This window comes from Mesorhizobium sp. M7A.F.Ca.US.006.01.1.1 (assembly GCF_003997935.1).
Classification (GTDB): domain Bacteria; phylum Pseudomonadota; class Alphaproteobacteria; order Rhizobiales; family Rhizobiaceae; genus Mesorhizobium.
The window spans coordinates 24,081-44,019 of sequence record NZ_RZQL01000016.1; the positions used below are offsets into that span (position 1 = coordinate 24,081).

Here is a 19,939-nt window from a genome sequence, read left to right on the forward strand (position 1 = left end):
TTGCCACACATTCGCCTGTTAACTGATTGAGATGTTTTTTGTTTCGGCGGCGTAGCGCGGTTTGACTTCGCAGCACCTCCGGCGCAAGAACGAATTGGCTTGTCGGTCCAAGATGCCCGCAACGGTTGCATTCGCCGACAGGCAGAACTGATCGAGACTGACGGGTGGGCATCTATCTCCCGATCGCGGAAATTTCCGTCAATATCTTCGTCCTGCTGGCCATGGGCGCGGCGGTAGGTTTCCTGTCGGGCATGTTCGGCGTCGGCGGCGGCTTCCTCATCACGCCGCTCTTGATCTTCTACAACATACCCCCGGCGATCGCGGTCGCCACCGGCGCCAACCAGGTCATTGCCTCCTCCGTCTCCGGCGTCCTTTCGCACATGAAGCGAGGGACGCTCGACTTCAAGCTCGGCGGGGTGTTGCTGGCCGGCGGCATTGTCGGTTCCACCGGCGGCATCTACGTCTTCGCCTTCCTGCGCAGGCTCGGCCAGCTCGACCTGTTCATCTCGTTGCTCTACGTCGTGCTGCTCGGCACCGTCGGCGGGCTGATGCTGGTCGAAAGCGTCAATGCGCTGCGCGCCACGCGCAGCGGTGCGGCGCCGGTGCTGAAGAAATCCGGCCAGCACAACTGGATCCACCGCTTGCCGCTGAAGATGCGCTTCAGGGCGTCAAAACTGTTCGTCAGCGTCATCCCCGTCCTTGGCCTTGGCGCCGGCATCGGCTTCCTGTCGTCGATCATGGGCGTCGGCGGCGGCTTCATCATGGTGCCGGCACTGATCTATCTGCTGAAAGTGCCGACCAACGTCGTCATCGGCACCTCGCTGTTCCAGATCATCTTCACCTCCGCCTATACGACGCTGGTCCACGCCACCACCAACCAGACGGTCGACGTCGTGCTGGCCTTCCTGCTGATGGCGGGCGGGGTCGCCGGCGCGCAGTACGGCGCCAAGGCCGGCCAGAGGCTGCGAGGCGAGCAGCTCAGGGCCTTGCTGGCGCTGCTGGTTCTGGCGGTGGCGATACGATTGGCGATCGATCTGTTCGTCACCCCGCCCAATCTCTATTCGCTGTCTGCCGCGGGCCTCAACTGATGAGGGCTCGCAACACATTCGCAACCGCCATTGTCCTGTCGCTGCTTGCGGCCGCCGCGCCGGCGAAGGCACAAGTCCCGCTGACCGAAGGCATCCAGATCGGGCTCTCCACCGACAACGTCTCGATCACCGCCGGCTTTTCCGGGGCCGACCTGACCATCTTCGGTTCGCTGGAAAACCCGGATCCACTCGTCGCGCGCCAAGGCCGTTACGACGTCATCGTCGTGCTCGAAGGTCCGCCCAAACCGGTGGTGGTGCGCCGCAAGGACAGGGTGCTCGGCGTCTGGGTCAATCTGGACTCCGAGACCTTCGAAAACGTGCCGGTCTCCTATTCGGTGGCGACGACGCGGCCGCTGCAGGACATCACCGAACCCAACAGCTACAAGCAGCTGTCGCTCGGCGCCTCCAACCTCTACATGCAGCCCGCCGATGCCGGCGACAGCCCGGCGACGATCGAGGAGTTCACGGCGGCGCTGCGGGAGCGCAAGTCGGCGACCGGCCTCTACAGCGAGAATGTCGGCGGCGTGCAATTCCTGTCGCAGAACCTGTTCCGCGCCACAGTGAGGCTGGCGCCAAATGTGCCAGTTGGAACCCATAAGGCCCGCGCGTTCCTGTTCAAGAGCGGCCTGTTCATCAAGGAAAGCTCGGCCCAGCTCGAAATCCGCAAATCCGGTTTCGAACAGTCGATCTTCCGTGTCGCGCACAATTATTCCTTCCTCTATGGCGTGTTCGCTATCTCGCTGGCCATGCTGACCGGCTGGCTCGGAAGGCTGATCTTCCGGCGGGATTAATGCATGTCGCCCAAAAGTGGCCCCGGATTTGGGGGAACGACATGCATCGAATCAAAGACCTGAAGTGGGTCGCGTGAATCCGCTCAAACGCGATGCACTTCAGAACTTTTCCCGAAAGGTGGTTTCCCTTTACCGGAGCATGCGGTAGACCGCGCTCCCCAGCCAAATGGCGGACACAAACAATTCGGTTCGGCAGAGCAGCCCGTCCCGGGCAGCGCGCGATTTCTTATGGCGCCTCTCGGCTCGCCGACGACAAATACAGGAACTTGTCATGCGACCAGCCTTCGGCGGCATCGACTTCGGGACTTCGAACTCCACCGTGGGCGTGGTCCGCAACGGGCAGCCGCGGCTCGTCGTGCTTGAGGACGGCCAGGTGACGCTGCCCAGCGCCGTGTTCTTCAACTTCGAGGACAACCGCACCTGCTTTGGCCGCCACGCCATCGCCAACTACACCGACAGCATCGAAGGCCGGCTGATGCGTTCTCTGAAGAGCGTGCTCGGCAGTTCGCTGGCCCATGAAAAGACCCGCATCAAATCGCGGTCGATCGGCTTCATGGAGATCGTCGGCATGTTCCTCGGCCATCTCAAGAAGAGGCTGGAAGCAGATGCCGGCGATACGGTCGAGACCGTCGTGCTTGGCCGGCCGGTGCAATTCGTCGACGACGATGCCGAGGCCGACGCGAAGGCGCAAAGCGAACTCGAGAACGCCGCCCGCGCCCAGGGCTTCAAGCATATCGCTTTCCAGTTCGAGCCGATCGCGGCGGCGCTCGACTACGAGCAGAAGGTGACACGCGAGGAATTGGCGCTGATCATCGACATGGGCGGCGGCACGTCGGACTTCTCGATCGTGCGCGTTTCACCGCAGCGCTCCCGTTCGCTCGACCGCAAGGACGACATCCTGGCCAGCCGAGGCGTCCATATCGGCGGCACGGATTTCGACCGGCTGCTGAGCATCGCCCATGTGATGCCGCAGCTCGGCTATTTGACGCCAACCAAGGACGGCAAGCGCAATCTGCCGGCAAGCTACTTCATCGATCTGGCGACATGGCAGCGCATCAATCTGGTCTACACCGCCAAGGCGATGACGCATCTGCGCCAGATCCGCTACGAGGCCGAGCGCGCCGACCTGGTCGACCGCTTCATCCACATCGTCGAACACCGCTATGGACATGCCCTGGCGGCACTTGTGGAAAAGGCCAAGATCCAGCTGACCGATGGCTCGTCCGCCCATGTAGCCGTGAAGCTGCCAGGTGCGGAGTTCGCCGCCGAAATCACGCGCAACGGGCTGGACGCCACGATTGCCAGGGACATCGAGCGGGTCACGGCAACGGTGGCGCAGACCATCCGCGACGCTGAGGTGGAGCCATCCGACATCACCGCGGTGTTCCTGACCGGCGGATCGACCGCGATCCCGCTGGCAAGGCGAGAAATTCTGTCGCTGGTGCCGCAGGCATCCGTCATCGAAGGCGACATGTTCGGCTCGGTCGGACTTGGCCTGGCGCTGGATGCGCAGCGAAAGTTCGGCTGATTCACCGCACCAACAGATGTAATCGCCGCAGAGGATGCGGAGATTACATCTGCTATTCTCCGCATCAAATATCTGGTCGGCCTTGAGCCGACGACGTAGGCTGGTCGGATTCTGAAGTGGCACTACACCAGACCGCTTCCAACGGTTTCGTCGCCCAGATGCGCCTTGAGCGCCATCTGGGCCAGGCTTGCCTGGCGATCGCGGTGGGTGATCATGGCGAAGTCGCGTTTCGGCAGTTCGAGCGACACCGATCTCAGACTGCCTTCGGCCACGGCGCGAGCCACGACAAGCTCCGAGATGATGGTGGCGCCGGCCCCCGCCTCGACCGCCTGGCGGATAGCTTCATTGCTCGGCAGCACCAGGAATATCTGGAGGTCGGCGAGCGAAATCCCTTCTTGGCGCGCCAGATCCTCCAGCACCTCGCGCGTACCCGAACCACCCTCGCGGATGATCCAGCGCAGGCCCTTGATGTCAGGGCGGCCGGGCGCAATCTCAGGGATCTCAGGATGCGCGCTGGCAACCACCAGCATCAGCCTGTCGACGTCGACCTTGGTGCGGCGCAGGATATCGGACTCGGTGCGGCCTTCGACCAGGCCGAGATCCGCCGCGCCATCGAGGACATTGGCCTCGACCTGCCTGGTGTTGCCGATGGAGACGCTCAGCCTGACGGCCGGATAGGCTTCGTGGAAGGAAGCCAGCCGGCGCGGCAGCCAGTAGCTGGCGATGGTCTGGCTGGCGGCGATCGAGAGGCTGCCGGTGACGGTCTGTGAGACATGCTCCAGCACATTGCGCGCGGTGGCGGCCCGCTCGAGCACGGCCTTGGCCTCCGGCAGGAACCGGTGGCCGGTCTGGGCAAGCTCGATGTTGCGGCCGACCCGGTTGAACAGGTGGACGCCGTGCTGTTCTTCAAGCGCCCGGATGGCGGCCGATGCGGCCGACTGCGAAATGCCCAGCAGTTCCGCTGCCTTGGTCATATGGCCGCGCTCGGCGACGGCAACGAAAATCCGCAACTGGTCCAGGGTCATGTCCGCATTAAGAACCAATATCGATCGAATTTACAAGAACAACTGATTAGACGGATCGATAGCTTTATTCTAAGTTTTCGAGTGAAGTTAGAAAAAATTCGCCGAGAGATCGCAGAGAGCAGAATGATCGGGCGGTTCAGATCCCTGCTTGCGCATTGGACCCGCGGCATAAGGCGGCGGCTTGCCGGTGATCGATATCACCCGGAAGAGCATTACATGCGCGGCCCCGGGCCGAAGACGCGGGCCAAATCCATGGGCCGTACAGGCACCACCGGATCATGATGCAGGGACCGCCGCGCGGCGCGAATTCGGCACCATCGCAACGCCGGCTTGCCGACACGCGAGCGCCTGACGAAGGCGACGGCGTCGACACCTCGCCTGATGTTTCCGACAGCATCGCCAGGACGACCTGCTATATGTGCGCCTGCCGCTGCGGCATCGATGTGCACATCAAGGATGGCAAGGTCCGCTACATCAACGGCAACAGGGACCACCCGGTCAATCGCGGCGTGATCTGCGGCAAGGGCAGCTCCGGCATCATGCAGCACTACAGCCCGGCCAGGCTGAAGAAGCCGTTGCTGCGCAGCGGGCCGCGCGGCTCGGGGGAGTTCCGCGAGATCGAGTGGGAGGAGGCGTTTTCGATCGCCACTGAACGGCTCTCGGCCATCCGCCAGACCGACCCCAGGAAACTGGCCTTCTTCACCGGCCGCGATCAATCCCAATCCTTGACCGGCTGGTGGGCGAGCCAGTTCGGCACCCCGAATTTCGCCGCCCATGGCGGCTTCTGTTCGGTCAACATGGCAGCTGGCGGCCTCTATACGATCGGCGGCTCCTTCTGGGAGTTCGGCGAGCCCGACTGGGACAACACCCGGTATTTCATGCTGTTCGGGGTTGCCGAAGACCATGATTCCAACCCGATCAAGATCGGCCTCGGCAAACTCAAGGCGCGCGGCGCCAAGGTCGTCTCGATCAACCCGTGCCGCACCGGCTACAATGCCATTGCCGACGACTGGATCGGCATCCGGCCCGGCACCGACGGCCTGTTCGTGTTCGCGCTTATCCACGAATTGCTCAAGGCGGGCCGCGTCGATCTCGATTATCTGCTGCGCTACACCAATGCCCATTCGCTCGTCATCCAGGAGCCGGGTGCCGCCGATGACGGTCTGTTCGTGCGCGGTGCCGACGGAAATCCGCTGGCGTGGGACAGGGTTGCGAAGACGCCTGTCGGCGCCGCCGATGCCGGTGCGAAGCCGGCGCTGACCGGCAGCTTCACGATCGGCGGGCGCCGCTGCGTCCCGGTGTTCCAGCTCATCGCCGATCGCTACCTTGATGAGAGCTATGCGCCGGACGCGGTCGCCGAGCGCTGCGGCATTGCCGCCGATACGATCCGCAGGATCGCCGCCGAACTTGCGCATGTCGCCTTCGAACAGACGATCGAACTGCCAATCGCCTGGACCGACTGGGCCGGGCGCCGGCACGAGACCATCAAAGGGCGGCCTGTCTCGATGCACGCCATGCGCGGCATCTCGGCCCATTCGAACGGCTTTCACACCTGCCGCGCCATCCATCTCCTCCAGGTGTTGCTGGGCACGGTGGATGTTCCCGGCGGTTTCCGTTTCAAGCCGCCCTACCCCCGCTCCGCTCCGCCCGGTCCCAAGCCAGCCGGCAAAACCGTCAAGCCGATGACGCCGCTTGACGGCATGCCACTCGGTTTCGTCTGTGGGCCGGACGATTTGCTGGTCGATGAGGCCGGCACGCCGCTTCGCATCGACAAGGCCTATTCCTGGGACGCACCGCTGGCGGCACACGGCCTGATGCACACCGTCATCCGCAATGCCTGGGCCGGCGATCCGTACCCGATCGATACGCTGATGATGTACATGTCGAACATGGCGTGGAATTCCTCGATGAACACCGTCGAGACCATTGCCATGCTGACCGACCATGACGATGCGGGCAACTACAAGATCCCCTTCATCATCTATTCCGACGCGTACTATTCCGAGACCGTGCCGTTCGCCGACCTCGTGCTGCCGGACACCACCTATCTCGAGCGGCATGATTGCATCAGCCTGCTCGACCGGCCTATCAGCCACGCCGACGGACCCGGCGACGCCATCCGCCATCCCGTCGTCGAGCCCGACCGCGACGTCAGGCCGTTCCAGTCGGTGCTGATCGAACTCGGTGCGCGGCTCCGCCTGCCCGGTTTCGTCAACGACGATGGTTCGGCCAAATATGCCGACTACGCCGACTACATCGTCAATCATGAGCGCACGCCGGGCATAGGCCCGCTCGCCGGCTGGCGCGGCAAGGACGGGACTTCGACCGGCAGGGGCGAGGCCAACCCGGACCAGTTGCAGCGCTACATCGACAATGGTGGCTTCTGGCACCACGATTTCTCCGACGACCAGCGCTACTACAAGATGGCCAACCGCTCCTATCTCGACTTCGCCGAAAGCATGGGCTTCATCCCGAAGGCTGAGCCGATCGTCTTCCAGCTCTACTCCGAGCCGCTGCAGCGTTTCCGCCTTGCCGCGCGTGGGCATGGCCCTGTCTTGCCACCAAAGGGTGATCGCCAGCGCATCGAGACCTACATGGACCCGCTGCCCTTCTGGCACATGCCCTTCGAGGAAGCGGCTGTCGACCTCGAAAAATATCCGCTGCATGCGCTGACGCAACGGCCGATGCACATGTACCATTCCTGGGGTTCGCAGAATGCGTGGCTGAGGCAGATCACCAGCCAGAACCGGCTGTTCGTGCATCACCGGACGGCAGCCGGTTTCGGTCTTGTCGATGACGACTGGGTGTGGATCGAGAGCATCAACGGCAGGGTGAAGGGGCAGATCAAGCTGATCGACGGGGTGAACGAAAGCACGGTCTGGACCTGGAACGCGATCGGCAAAAGGCGCGGCAGTTGGGGGCTGAAGGACGACGCGGCCGAGAGCAACCGTGGCTTCCTGCTCAACCATATCATCGGCGACCAGACCTCGGCCGACGCTCAGGGCAAGCGCTATTCGAACTCCGATCCTGTGACCGGCCAGGCGGCATGGTTCGACCTGCGCGTGCGCATCGTCAAATGCGCTGTTGAGGAAGCCGGCTTCACCGAACCGCAGTTCGAGCGTTTCCAGCAGCCGCCGCATTTCGAACCCTCGCCCGACAGGCTGACTTTCGGCGCCGAATTCCGCCGGGCAAGAGAGGCGACTGAATGACCTGTCTGCCAAGTCAAAGCGGCAAGAAGCTCGGCCTCGTCATCGACCTCGATACGTGCGTGGGCTGCCAAGCCTGTGTCACCGCCTGCAAGGAATGGAACACCGGCGGCCACATGGCGCCGCTGACCGACATCGACCCCTATGGCGGCCACGTCGACGGCGTCTGGTTCAACCGCGTGCACAGCTATGAGCACACCACCGAGATGGGCGGTCGGACGGTGAACTTCCCGCGCTCCTGCCTGCATTGCGAAACGCCGGCGTGCGTCACCGTCTGCCCCACCGGTGCCTCGTACAAAAGGGCCTCGGACGGCATCGTGCTGATCGACGAGGACAAGTGCATCGGCTGCAAATTGTGCAGTTGGGCCTGCCCTTACGGCGCACGCGAGTTCGACACCGATGTCGGGGTGATGAAGAAGTGCACGCTGTGCGTCGACCGCATCTACAATGACAATCTGGCCGAGGAAGACCGTGTGCCGGCCTGCGTCGCCGCTTGCCCGACCAGCGCCCGGCATTTCGGCGACCTCGGCGATCCCCTGTCGGCTGTCTCGCAACTGGTGGCGGAGCGTGGCGGCGTCGACCTGATGCCTGAGCTCGGCTATCGCCCGACCAACAAATATTTGCCGCCACGCGCCCACACCGCGCGCGCCGCATCGGTGGCCGCGCCGGCATTGGAAACGGTGCGGGCCGAAGGCGGCTTCCTCGGCTGGGTCGACCGCATGCTTTCGAACTGACCCATGCATCCAGCCTTCTCCGTCGTCTTTTTCACCACCGCCACCGGCGCCGGCTACGGCCTGCTCGCGCTGCTGGGCGTGCTCGGCGGCTTCCAGATCATCCCAGCCGATTTCTGGCTGGGCTTCATCGGCATGGGGCTGGCACTCGGCCTGATCGTGGCCGGCCTGTTGTCCTCAACGGGTCATCTCGGCCGCCCCGAACGCGCCTGGCGGGCATTCTCGCAATGGCGCAGTTCATGGCTGTCGCGCGAAGGTGTTGCCTCGGTCATCACCTTCATTCCGGCGGGACTGTTCGGCATCGGTTGGATATTCTTCGGCAAGACCGATGGCTGGGTCGGCATCGCCGGATCTCTGGCCGCCATCGGCGCAATCATCACCGTCTGCACCACCGGCATGATCTATGCGTCGCTGAAGCCGATCGCCCAATGGCACAGCCGCTTCACCCTGCCCGGCTATCTCATCTTCTCAGCGATGACCGGCAGCGTGCTGCTGAACGCGCTGCTGCAGGGCTTTGCGCTTGGTTCGAAGGTGCAGTTGGCGGCTTGCCTGCTGCTGACCTTGTTCGGCTGGAGTTGGAAGCTGGCGACCTGGCGCTACAACGACCGTTTGGAGATCTCAACCACGGCCAACACCGCAACGGGGTTGGCCGGCGGCACAGTGCGGTCGCTGGAATGGCCGCATACCGAGGAAAATTATCTGCTCAAGGAAATGGGTTTCCGCATCGCGCGCAAGCACGGCGCGCGGCTACGCCAGATCACGCAGGCGCTGGCCTTTGCCTTGCCCGTCGTGTTGCTTGCCATTGGGCTCGCTCTGCCATGGCCGCTAGCGGCGTTGCTGTCGGTGCTCGCCGCGATCGTGCAATTCGCCGGCATGCTGGTCGAAAGATGGCTGTTCTTCGCCGAGGCGAAGCACACGGTGACGCTCTATTACGGCAGATAGGGCAGTTTCAGCCCGGCCTGAGCATCGAGCGCGAGATGGCGAAGATGCGGTCCGTGCCAAGCATATAGGCCATCAGCGTATCCAGCCGAAACAGGCCGGCATAGGCGCGGTCGAGGACGTTGAGCGAACCGGTATAGGCGCCGAAGGCCGGCATGATCATGCGGCCGCCATCGCCGGCAAAGCAGCGCCGCCGCACCGAGCGGCCCTGCTGGACTATGCGGGCGCAGGGATGCAGATGGCCCGCTATTTCACCTTCGACGCGCTGCTTCGAGGGCTCATGCCGGAACAGCAGCGAGCCAATGGCCAGTTCGCGCACCGTCTCACCGGGCAGATCGGCTGGCGCTTCCGGATCGTGGTTGCCGGCAACCCAGAACCAGTCGCGGCCGGCCATCAGCGCTTCCAGCCGCTCTCGGAAACTTGCGTGCATGCGTTGGGCGCCGCCGCCATCGTGAAAGCTGTCGCCCAGGCTGATGACGATCGACGGCTGGTAGTCCGATATCACGGCCTGAAGCCGCAGCAGGGTCGCGCCGGTGTCGTAGGGCGGAATCAGCGTGCCGCGCCGTGCCAGCGATGAGCCCTTTTCCAGATGCAGGTCGGACACGGCCAGAAGCCGCAGATCCGGAAAATAGAGCACGCCGCGCGGGTCGCAGACGGCGCGCTCGCCGGCGATGCCGACAAGGTCGGCCTCGGCGATCAGCGATGTGCGCGCCAGCGAAAAATTCATTCCTCAGCCATTCCCGGCCCCATGGCCTCCTCGACCAGTGTCGCCGCGTCCATCAAAAGCGTTTCATCGGCTTCGCCATTCACCGGCATCTTGCCGATTTCGAGCATGATCGGCACGGCGAGCGGCGATATCTGTTCGAGTGCCTTATGCACGATTCGACCCTGGATGCGCGAGAGCATGTCGGCAAGTCTGCTGACATCGAGGAGGCCGGTCGCCGCGTCGGCACGCGTCGCCTGAAGCAGGATGTGGTCCGGTTCATAGCTGCGCAGCACGTCATAGATCAGGTCGGTCGAGACTGTGACCTGGCGGCCGCTCTTCTCCTGGCCCGGATGACGTTTCTCGATCAGCCCCGAAATCAGCGCGCAGTTGCGGAAGGTGCGTTTGAGCAGCCAGCTGTCGGCCAGCCAAGCTTCGAGGTCGTCGCCCAGCATGTCCTGGTCGAAAAGGGCGCTCAGCGAAGGTTTCCTGGCTTTGAACATCGCGCCCATGTCGCCCAGTGACCATATCGCCAAGGCATAGTCGGTGGCGACGAAGCCGAGCGGCCTGGCTCCCGCCCTGTCCAAACGGCGGGTGAGCAGCATGCCGAGCGTCTGGTGCGCCAGCCTCCCTTCGAAAGGATAAGCCACCAGATAGTGGCGGTTGCCGCGCGGAAAGGTCTCGATCAACAGGTCATCGCGCTTCGGCAGCACGGATTTGTCGGCCTGGAACCGCAGCCAGTCGGCGACTTGCTCGGGAAGCTTCTTCCAGCGCTGCGGGTCGTCCAGCATGATGCGGACCTGTTCGGCGAGATAGGTCGAAAGCGGGAACTTTCCGCCGCCATAGTAAGGCACCTTGGCATCGCTGCCGGGCGCGTTCGACACGAAGCATTCATTCTCGCGGATGCCTTCGAAGCGCAGCACCTTGCCGGCGAACATGAAGGTGTCGCCATGCGTCAACGTTTCGAGGAAGGCCTCCTCGATCTTGCCGAGGACCCTGCCACCGCGTGAAGCCGAGCCTTTGCTGCCGGCCTGCACGTACCGCACATTGAGCGCCGGCACCTCGATGATGGTGCCGACATTCAACCTGTATTGCTGGGCAATGCGAGGATTGGACACCCGCCACAACCCATCCTTGTTCAGGCGTATACGGGCATAGCGCTCGTAATTCCTCAGCGCATAGCCGCCGGTGGCGACGAAATCGATGACGCGATCGAATGTCGGCCGCTCGAGGCTGGCATAGGGTGCTGCCGTTCGCACCTCCTCGTACAGATCATCGGCACGGAACGGCGCGCCGCAGGCGCAGCCGAGCACGTGCTGGGCCAGTACATCGAGCCCACCATCGATCAAGGGCGGCGTGTCCTGCGCGCCGAGATAGTTGGCGTCGAGGGCGGCCCGGCATTCCAGCACCTCGAAGCGGTTGGCGGGGATCAATATCGCTTTCGACGGCTCGTCCATGCGGTGGTTGGCGCGGCCGATGCGTTGCGCCAGCCGGCTCGCCCCCTTCGGCGCACCGACATGCACAACCAGATCGACATCGCCCCAGTCGATGCCGAGGTCGAGCGTCGAGGTGGCGACGATGGCGCGCAGTGCGTTTTCCCCCATCGCCTTTTCGACGCGCCGGCGCTGGGCGACGTCGAGCGAACCGTGATGCAGCGCGATCGGCAACGTATCCTCATTGACCCGCCACAATTCCTGGAACAGCAGCTCCGCCTGGCTGCGCGTGTTGACGAACAGCAGGGTGGTCTTGTGGCGCTTGATCTCGCGATAGATTTCCGGCGTGGCGTAGCGCGCCGAATGTCCGGCCCATGGCACCCGCTCTTCGGAATCGAGGATGGAAATCTCGGGTTTCGCGCCCCCGGTGACGACGATCAGTTCGGCCATGTCACTGCCTGTCGAACCCTTGGGCGGATTTTGGCTGACCAGCCAGCGCCGCAACTCGTCAGGTTCGGCCACCGTCGCCGACAGGCCGATCGTCTGCAGGCCGGGGACAAAGCTGCGCAGCCGCGCCAGGCCGAGCGCCAGCAGATGCCCGCGTTTCGACGTCACCAGCGAGTGCAGTTCGTCGAGCACGACGTAGCGCAGATCCTCGAAGAAACGTTTTGCATCGCCTGCCGCTATCAGCAGCGCCAGTTGCTCGGGCGTGGTCAGCAGGATGTCGGGCGGCACCAGCTTCTGGCGCTGGCGCTTGTGCGCCGGCGTGTCTCCGGTGCGCGTTTCGATGGTGACGGGCAGCCCGATCTCTTCCACCGGCTTGCCGAGATTGCGCTCGATATCGACGGCAAGCGCCTTCAGCGGTGAGATGTAGAGCGTGTGGATACCGCGACGCGCCTGACCTGGCTTTCTCTTTGGCCGGTTGGCCAGTTCGGTCAGCGAAGGCAGGAAGCCGGCAAGTGTCTTGCCGGCGCCGGTCGGCGCGATCAGCAGGACTGATTGCCCGGCCTGGGCCTTCGCCAGAAGTTCGATCTGATGGGCGCGCGGCGACCAGCCTTTCTCGCCAAACCATCTGATGAATGGTTCGGGCAGGGCCACGGCGGCATTCTGTTCGGCAAGGCGCGGCTGCTCTGTCACCTGCCAGAGGTAGCGCGACGGCAGTCAATCGCCAAGAAGAATCGGAACAAAAGGGGATCGTTCTTCCCTACGGCCGCCGAAACCCTGTTGGGCCGCCATAGAGGTAGCCGATGCGGGCGACGGCGTCCTTCAACCCTTCGCGTGACACCAGCATGGTGTGGCCGTTGGCGTGGATCATCGTGTCGGCGTCGGTCATGACGGCGACATGGCCCTTCCAGAACACCAGATCGCCGCGTCGCAACCCTGAGAAATCAGGTCCTGGTTCCAGCGGCTCGCCAAGTGTCGCCGCCTGCATGTCGGAATCGCGCAGCACGTCTCTGCCGGCCATGCGCATCGCCAGTTGCACCAGCCCCGAACAGTCGATGCCGAAACCGGAAGTACCGCCCCAAAGATAAGGTGTTCCCAGAAACGCCTCGGCAACCGCGACATAGTCGGAGGCAGCTTCACTGAGCGGCCGCAGGTGACCTGCGATCAGCGCCTCGCCGGAAGGCAGGACCGCATAGTGCGTACCGCGCGTCTCGGCGGCCTCCGTCACTGTCACCGTCGATCCCATCGACAATTGTCCGGCGATCGGAAAGCCCAGATCCGGTCCGGGATAGAGGAAGGTGCGCGGCACGCAGACGATGTGCGTCGGCGCATGGTCCCGTTTGCCCAACATCGTGTCGGCGACATAGCCGACATAGCCGTCGCGTTCGGCCTGGACCCAGGCCCAGCCTTCAGCGACATCGAAGACCAGGACATCGTCGCCGAACAGCGCTTGCGTGTTGACGCCGGCATCCGGCCGCGGCGCCTTGCGCATATCGGCCACTGACGCGGCGACCCGCGCCGGCCGGCCGGCGACGAAGCGCTCGGCGGCGACCTCGCCCTTCAGCCGTGCATCGGCGAGATCGGAGCGAAAAGCGTGAAGGCGGGCATCCCTGGCAGTCAAATCGAACACTCTGTTGAAAAGGTAATGCGCTCACATCGGCAGTTCGAGCGCCTTGGCGATGATACCATCGCCGAAGCGCTCGACAAAGAGCGCCCCCTCCACCGTGCGCCTGATCAGAACATTGCGCTTGTCGAGTTCGTCGCGATGGCGCGAGACGAGTTTCAAAGCCCCCATCGTGTCGAGGGCGCGGGTGATCACCGGCTTGGTGACATTGAGGCGCGCGGCGAGCCCGCGCACGGTGTGCGGCGGCGGATCGAGATAGATGGTGAACAGGATCGCCGTCTGGCGCATGGTCAGATCGGGCGCGTCGTCGCGCACCTGCGACAGCATCACCTGCTGCCACAGTCGCAAGGCCTGGCTCGGGCGCATCGCAATCGACATCGCGCCAGCATGACGGCAAATTGTTTCGGTTCCGTTTCAGTCAAAGCGATTGCCGTCTCTCGCCTGCGACAGTCAGCCGTAGCGTTTCGCGATGATCCGCTCCAGAGCGCGGATGCCTTGTGCCTCGCCGCCGGCGGGGCCATGCGGACGGTCAGCCGGGTTCCAGGCGAAGATGTCGAAATGCGCCCAGCCCGCGGTTTTTTCGACGAAGCGCTTGAGGAAAAGCGCCGCCGTGATCGAGCCGGCGAAACCATCCGGGGTGACATTGTTTATGTCGGCGATCTTGGACGACAGTTTTGCATCGTACGGCTGCCACAGCGGCATGCGCCACAGTGGGTCCTCGGCCGCGACGGAAGCCGCCGCAAGGTCGGATGCCAGCGTCTCGTCGCCGGTGTAGAACGGTGGCAGATCGGGGCCGAGCGCGACACGGGCAGCCCCGGTCAGCGTCGCCATGTCGACCAGAAGCTGCGGCTCCTCCTCGTCGGCCAGCGCCAGCGCGTCGGCCAGCACCAGCCGTCCCTCGGCATCCGTGTTGCCGATCTCGACAGTGATGCCCTTGCGGCTCGCCAGCACGTCGCCAGGCCGGAAGGCGTTGCCGGCAATCGAATTCTCCACTGCGGGAATGAGCACGCGCAGCCGCACATTCAGCCCGGCAGCCATGATCATCGAGGCGAGGCCAAGCACATTGGCGGCACCGCCCATGTCTTTCTTCATCAACAGCATGCCGGACGATGGCTTGATGTCGAGACCGCCCGTATCGAAGCAGACGCCCTTGCCGACCAGCGTCACCTTCGGTGCCCCTTGCTGCCCCCATTGCATATCGATCAGGCGCGGCGCGCCCGCCGACGCACGGCCGACAGCATGGATCATCGGGAAATTCCGGTCGAGGAGATCGTCACCCTTGACCACCGAGACTTCGGCCTTGTGCCTGGCGGCCAGGGTCCGCACCGCCTGCTCCAAATCTTCCGGACCCATATCGCTGGTCGGCGTGTTGACCAGATCGCGTGTCAGGAAGACGCCATCGGCAATGCGGCGAACGCGCCCGGCATCGACGCCTGCCGGCAGGCCGAAGCGCAGCGCCCTGCCTGACTTCTTGCCGTAACGGGTGAAGACATAGCCGCCGAGCACCAGTGCGATCGCCGCGAGGTCCGGCTCGGCCGGCGTCGAGGCGAAATGCCAGTCGCCTTCCGGCAAGGCTTTCGACAGTGCGCCGAGGGCGAGCGCGCCTTCGCCTTCGCCGACACCGAACAACGCGCCGCCGAGCGCCCCGTTTTCGCCGGGCACGACCAGCGTCCTGCCTGCCTCGCCGGAAAAGCCGTTGGCCCTGGCCCAGGCGACGGCGGCCGGCGCAAGACCGGCCGCGTCCAGACCGTCTCTGGCGACCAGATGGACCGGCAACGCGCCCGGCAATGTCTTCCCGACGAGTTCGACAGGCATGCGATGTTCTCCGTGTGAGTCGCCGTTCTTAACCGTCCGTTAGGGTTAACAGAATATTTCTGCGGGAGGGAAGACGGCCACGCAATGGCCGCGCATGAATGGAGGCTTAGGGTGCCATGCCGACCAACCGCAGGATCAATGCCAGGGGAAAACGGCTCATCACCACGGCTCTTGTGCTGGCGCTGACGGCGGGCGTCGCCGGTTGCGGAACCGACAAGCTCTCCACCGGCTCTATCGCACGCACCAGCGGCAAACCGCTGGAAAGCATGTCGGCCGGCGAACTTCACAATGCCACCGGCGCACTTGGCCAATCCTACGCGAAGAACCCCAATGACAAGCGGATAGCGACGAATTATGCGGCGGCATTGCAGATGGATGGCGACGCCGATCAGTCGCTGGCCGTGATGCGCAAGCTCGCCATCGCTTTGCCCAAGGATCGTGACGTGCTTGCCTCCTATGGCAAGGCGCTGGCCGCCAATGGCCAGTTCGAGGCGGCGCTTGACGCCGTGCGCCGTGCTCAGACACCGGAATATCCCGACTGGAAACTGGTGTCGGCCGAAGCGGCCATTCTCGACCAGACGGGTCAGAAGGACGATGCGCGCCGGCTTTACCGCAAGGCACTCGATCTCAAGCCGAACGAGCCTTCCGTGCTCTCCAATCTTGGCATGTCCTATGTGCTGGAAGGTGACCTGCGCACCGCCGAAACCTATATGCGCTCGGCCGCCCAACAACCGAATGCGGACAGCCGCGTCCGCCAGAACCTGGCACTGGTCGTCGGCCTGCAAGGCCGCTTCGACGAGGCCGAGAAGATCGCCTCACAGGAACTGTCGCCCGAACAGGCGCAGGCAAATGTCGCCTATCTCAGGCAGATGCTGGCCCAGCAGAATGCCTGGAGCCAGCTCAAGGATCGGGACAAGCCGAAGTCCGCGACCAACTGAGATCACAATCCCAACAACCTCAAAAGAAGAGGCCGCGCTGCATGCAGCGCGGCCTCTTCTTTTGAGGTTGAATGCAGGAACTTGCCTTGCCGCTACTGGGCGTTTGTTGCCGGCGCCGCATGATCGCCGAAGATACCGCGCTGGCTGACCTGAATGCCGGCGGGACCCAGGATGATGGCGAAAAGCACCGGCAGGAAAAACAGGATCATCGGCACGGTAAGTTTTGGCGGCAGGGCGGCCGCCTTCTTCTCGGCCGCATTCATGCGCATGTCGCGGCTTTCGGCGGCAAGCACGCGCAGTGCATGCGCCACCGGCGTGCCGTAACGCTCGGCCTGGACGAGCGCCTGCGACACCGACTTGACCGAATCCAGGCCGGTGCGGCTTGCCAGGTTCTCGTAGGCCTGCTTGCGCTCCGGCAGGTAGGAAAGCTCGGCGTTGGTGAGGATGAACTCTTCCGCCAGCGCCACCGATTGCGCGCCGATCTCGTCGGCGACCTTGCGCAGTGCTGCTTCCACCGACATGCCCGATTCGACGCAGATCAGCATCAGATCGAGCCCATCCGGCCATGCCATCTGGATCGACTGCTTGCGCTTGGTGGCGCGGTTGTTGACGTAGACGACTGGCGCGTAGAAGCCGCCGTAAGCAACGAGGATGCAGACGAACAGCCTGATGACCAATGGCTTGTCGGGCAGTCCTCCGAGCACGAAGATGTAGATTGCGGCCAGCGCGAAACCGACAAAAGGAAGCACGAGACGGAAGAAAAGAAACCGCGTCAGCGGATTCTGTCCACGAAAGCCGGCCACCTTGAGTTTCTGCAAGGTGCCTTCATCGGCGAGCGCGCGTCTCAGATCCAGCCGGTCGACAATGTTGCGCATGCCGACCGACTGTTCCTCGCGCAAGCCCTTGCGACGGCGGTCGGCCTCGACCGCAAGCCGGGCGCGCTGTTGCGCACGCAGTTCGTCGCGTTCCAGCGCAACGGATTTCATGCGTGACTTGAGCTGGTTTCCGCCAAACGCCGGCAGCAAGGTAAAGACGGTCGCAAACACCGCTATCGCGACCAGCATCGCGATCAGGAAGCTCGGATCCGTCAGGGTCTTGATGACTTGCTCGGTCATGCCAGCATCCTAGACTTCGAAATTCATCATCTTGCGCATCACCAGGATGCCGATCGACATCCAGACCGCAGAGCAACCAAGGATCAGGTTTCCGACGCTGGTGTTGAAGAGCGGCATCAGGTAGGCCGGGCTCGACAGGTAGACGAGAAAGGCGACGATGAAGGGCAGCGCACCGATGATCGCGGCGGACGCCTTCGCTTCCATCGACAGCGCCGCGACCTTGGCTTTCATCTTCTTGCGATCGCGAAGCACGCGCGAAAGATTGCCCAGCGCCTCGGAGAGATTGCCGCCGGCCTGCGATTGAATCTGGATAACGATGCCGAAGAAGCTTGCCTCGGTGCAAGGCATGGTTTCGGGCATGCGCAAGGTCGCGTCGGGGATAGAGAGGCCCATCTGCTGTGAATCGACGATGCGGCGAAACTCGGTCTTCACGGGTTCGGGCGATTCGTTGGCGATCAGGCGCACGGCGTCGTTCAGCGGCAGGCCGGATTTGACCGCGCGCACGATGATGTCGAGCGCGTTTGGAAATTCGTTGAGGAATGCCTTGACCCGGCGGGCGCGACGAAACGTGACGAACCAGCGCGGCAGGCCCAGCCCCCCGGCCAGCAGCACGCCCGGCAAGGCGATCAGCGGGGCTCCGGCCACAAAGGCGACAATCGTCAAAACGATGCCGCATATTGCGGAATATATGTAGAAACGCTCGATGGTGGTCTTGAGGCCGGCCTGACGAAGCTGGGCTTTCAGCGGCGGTTTCTTGACGCGGCTGTCCTTGGTTTTCTGCTTGGCGTCGAGTTCGTTAAGAGAATCCTGAACCGATTTGCGCCGTTTGACGGCTTCCGCCACGCGGTCGCGCGAGGCTTTGACGACGGAGCGATCCGTCTCGGCGGTCCTGATCGTTTCGAGCCGCTTGCCGACCTGTTTCTCGTTGCTGATCCGGGTGAACAGAAATGCATAAGCGACGGCGCCGGCGCTGAAGCCGGCGAGCACGACAAACGCCAGTACTGTGCCGTCAATTCCAAACATTGGCCCGAACCCTTACACCCCAGCATACGTCAGTCAGCGCGTTTCTCCATCGCCTCGAGCGCAATGGCGAGACGCTGCTCTTCGCCGTAATAGCGTGCACGCTCCCAGAAATGCGGACGGCCGATGCCGGTCGATACGTGCTCACCCAACAGCCGGCCGTTGGCGTCCTCACCCTTGATGTTGTAGAGGACGATATCCTGCGTGATGATGACGTCGCCTTCCATCCCGATCACCTCGGTGATGTGGGTGATGCGGCGCGATCCGTCGCGCAGGCGCGCCGCCTGGATGATCACGTCGATGGAGCCGACGACGATTTCGCGCACTGTCTTCTGCGGCAGCGAATAACCTCCCATGGCAATCATGGATTCGATACGGTTCAGGCATTCGCGCGGGCTGTTCGAGTGGATCGTGCCCATCGAGCCGTCATGGCCGGTGTTCATCGCCTGCAGAAGATCGAACACTTCGGGTCCGCGCACTTCGCCGACGATGATGCGCTCGGGCCGCATGCGCAGGCAGTTCTTGACCAGGTCGCGCATCGTCACCTCACCCTCGCCCTCCAGATTGGGCGGGCGGGTTTCGAGGCGCACCACATGCGGCTGCTGCAATTGCAGCTCGGCCGAGTCTTCGCAGGTGATGACGCGCTCCTCGCGGTCGATATAGTTGGTCAGGCAATTGAGCAGCGTGGTCTTGCCCGAACCGGTACCGCCCGAGATCACGATGTTGCAGCGAACACGACTGATGATCTTGAGAACTTCGGCGCCCTGCGGCGAGATGGCGCCGAACTTGACCAGTTGATCGAGCGTCAGCTTGTCCTTCTTGAATTTGCGGATGGTGAGCGTGGCGCCGTCGATGGAGAGCGGCGGCGCGATGACGTTGACGCGGGAGCCGTCGGGAAGGCGCGCGTCGCAGATCGGGCTGGATTCGTCGACGCGGCGGCCAACCTGGCTGACGATACGCTGGCAGATGTTGAGGAGCTGCTGATTGTCACGAAAGCGAATGCCGGTCTGTTCGACCTTGCCGTTGACTTCGATGTAGACGTTCCTGGAGCCGTTGACCATGATGTCGGCGATGTCGTCGCGGGCGAGCAGCGGCTCGAGCGGACCATAGCCGAGCACGTCGTTGCAGATGTCCTCGAGCAGCTCTTCCTGCTCGGCGATCGTCATTGCGAAGTTCTTGATCGCGATGATGTCGTTGACGATGTCGCGGATTTCCTCGCGCGCGCTTTCAGGGTCAAGCTTGGAAAGCTGCGACAGATCGATGGTGTCGATGAGCGCGGAGAAGACCTGGCTCTTGGTATCGTAGTAAGTTTCGCTCTTTTCGCGCTGTGCCCGCTTCGGCTCAGGCGCCAATGGTGGTGCCTCGACCGCACGGCGCGCCGGCGGCGCGACAGGTGCGCCTGGGGCCGCCGCGGGCCGGGCCAGAACCGCCGTGTCCATGGAACCCGCAGCCGGCGGCGCAACAGGCGCCGATGCTGGCTGGCGAAATTCCGGCGAGAACCGGTTGCCGTCGTCGCTGCCTCTTTTACCAAACATGATC

Annotated in this window: 16 protein-coding genes; 7 read left to right on the plus strand and 9 right to left on the minus strand. The window is 63.5% G+C overall.

Features of this window, described 5'->3' with window-relative positions; genetic code table 11:
* Nucleotides 1-164 precede the first annotated feature (164 nt).
* From EN943_RS05200 to EN943_RS05210, 3 genes are all read left to right on the plus strand, one after another.
* Nucleotides 165-1,088, plus strand: a complete 924-nt coding sequence (locus tag EN943_RS05200) for a sulfite exporter TauE/SafE family protein (RefSeq protein WP_023811359.1) — start codon at nt 165-167, stop codon at nt 1,086-1,088.
* Nucleotides 1,088-1,879: a TIGR02186 family protein gene (locus EN943_RS05205; protein WP_127411764.1), complete on the plus strand. Its 792-nt coding sequence runs from the start codon at nt 1,088-1,090 to the stop codon at nt 1,877-1,879. The genes EN943_RS05200 and EN943_RS05205 overlap by 1 nt, the downstream gene beginning before the upstream one ends.
* 271 nt (nt 1,880-2,150) lie before the next feature.
* Nucleotides 2,151-3,407, plus strand: a complete 1,257-nt coding sequence (locus EN943_RS05210; protein ID WP_127411765.1) for an Hsp70 family protein — start codon at nt 2,151-2,153, stop codon at nt 3,405-3,407.
* A gap of 122 nt (nt 3,408-3,529) precedes the next feature.
* On the opposite strand, the gene EN943_RS05215 is transcribed toward EN943_RS05210, so the two are convergent.
* Nucleotides 3,530-4,432: a LysR family transcriptional regulator gene (locus EN943_RS05215; protein ID WP_127411766.1), complete on the minus strand. Its 903-nt coding sequence runs from the start codon at nt 4,430-4,432 to the stop codon at nt 3,530-3,532.
* Nucleotides 4,433-4,710: 278 nt separating this feature from the next.
* Here EN943_RS05215 and EN943_RS05220 point away from each other — a divergent pair, with 278 nt between their 5' ends.
* Genes EN943_RS05220 through EN943_RS05230 form a run of 3 tightly spaced genes read left to right on the plus strand, consistent with a single transcriptional unit; the run spans nt 4,711 to nt 9,311 of the window.
* Nucleotides 4,711-7,641, plus strand: a complete 2,931-nt coding sequence (locus EN943_RS05220) for a molybdopterin oxidoreductase family protein (protein WP_164778078.1) — start codon at nt 4,711-4,713, stop codon at nt 7,639-7,641.
* Nucleotides 7,638-8,372, plus strand: coding sequence for a 4Fe-4S dicluster domain-containing protein (locus EN943_RS05225; protein ID WP_127411767.1), 735 nt, complete (start codon nt 7,638-7,640; stop codon nt 8,370-8,372). The genes EN943_RS05220 and EN943_RS05225 overlap by 4 nt, the downstream gene beginning before the upstream one ends.
* 3 nt (nt 8,373-8,375) lie before the next feature.
* Nucleotides 8,376-9,311, plus strand: a complete 936-nt coding sequence (locus EN943_RS05230) for a DmsC/YnfH family molybdoenzyme membrane anchor subunit (protein WP_127411768.1) — start codon at nt 8,376-8,378, stop codon at nt 9,309-9,311.
* Nucleotides 9,312-9,318: 7 nt separating this feature from the next.
* On the opposite strand, the gene pdeM is transcribed toward EN943_RS05230, so the two are convergent.
* The 5 genes from pdeM to EN943_RS05255 all read right to left on the minus strand — a co-directional run bounded on the left by pdeM (nt 9,319) and on the right by EN943_RS05255 (nt 15,327).
* Entirely contained in the window at nt 9,319-10,035 is a 717-nt protein-coding gene (gene pdeM / locus EN943_RS05235; protein WP_127411769.1) for a ligase-associated DNA damage response endonuclease PdeM, read from the minus strand.
* Nucleotides 10,032-12,581 (minus strand): ligase-associated DNA damage response DEXH box helicase, encoded by a 2,550-nt coding sequence (locus EN943_RS05240; protein WP_127411770.1) that lies wholly within the window; start codon nt 12,579-12,581, stop codon nt 10,032-10,034. The genes pdeM and EN943_RS05240 overlap by 4 nt, the downstream gene beginning before the upstream one ends.
* 67 nt (nt 12,582-12,648) lie before the next feature.
* Nucleotides 12,649-13,509: an NlpC/P60 family protein gene (locus EN943_RS05245; RefSeq protein ID WP_127411771.1), complete on the minus strand. Its 861-nt coding sequence runs from the start codon at nt 13,507-13,509 to the stop codon at nt 12,649-12,651.
* A gap of 30 nt (nt 13,510-13,539) precedes the next feature.
* Nucleotides 13,540-13,890, minus strand: a complete 351-nt coding sequence (locus EN943_RS05250) for a MarR family winged helix-turn-helix transcriptional regulator (RefSeq protein WP_013533675.1) — start codon at nt 13,888-13,890, stop codon at nt 13,540-13,542.
* A gap of 72 nt (nt 13,891-13,962) precedes the next feature.
* Nucleotides 13,963-15,327, minus strand: a complete 1,365-nt coding sequence (locus EN943_RS05255) for a leucyl aminopeptidase family protein (RefSeq protein ID WP_127411772.1) — start codon at nt 15,325-15,327, stop codon at nt 13,963-13,965.
* A gap of 116 nt (nt 15,328-15,443) precedes the next feature.
* Here EN943_RS05255 and EN943_RS05260 point away from each other — a divergent pair, with 116 nt between their 5' ends.
* Nucleotides 15,444-16,265 (plus strand): tetratricopeptide repeat protein, encoded by an 822-nt coding sequence (locus EN943_RS05260; RefSeq protein WP_127411773.1) that lies wholly within the window; start codon nt 15,444-15,446, stop codon nt 16,263-16,265.
* Nucleotides 16,266-16,357: 92 nt separating this feature from the next.
* On the opposite strand, the gene EN943_RS05265 is transcribed toward EN943_RS05260, so the two are convergent.
* From EN943_RS05265 to EN943_RS05275, 3 genes are read right to left on the minus strand one after another with little or no spacing between them, the layout of a single operon-like run.
* A complete protein-coding gene (locus EN943_RS05265; RefSeq protein WP_027039544.1) occupies nt 16,358-17,380 on the minus strand; it encodes a type II secretion system F family protein in 1,023 nt (340 codons plus the stop codon).
* Between the two features lie 9 nt (nt 17,381-17,389).
* The gene (locus EN943_RS05270) at nt 17,390-18,403 is read right to left on the minus strand and encodes a type II secretion system F family protein (RefSeq protein ID WP_127411774.1); all 1,014 of its coding nucleotides are present in this window, start codon (nt 18,401-18,403) and stop codon (nt 17,390-17,392) included.
* Between the two features lie 29 nt (nt 18,404-18,432).
* Nucleotides 18,433-19,935, minus strand: a complete 1,503-nt coding sequence (locus EN943_RS05275) for a CpaF family protein (RefSeq protein ID WP_127411775.1) — start codon at nt 19,933-19,935, stop codon at nt 18,433-18,435.
* Nucleotides 19,936-19,939: the final 4 nt, after the last annotated feature.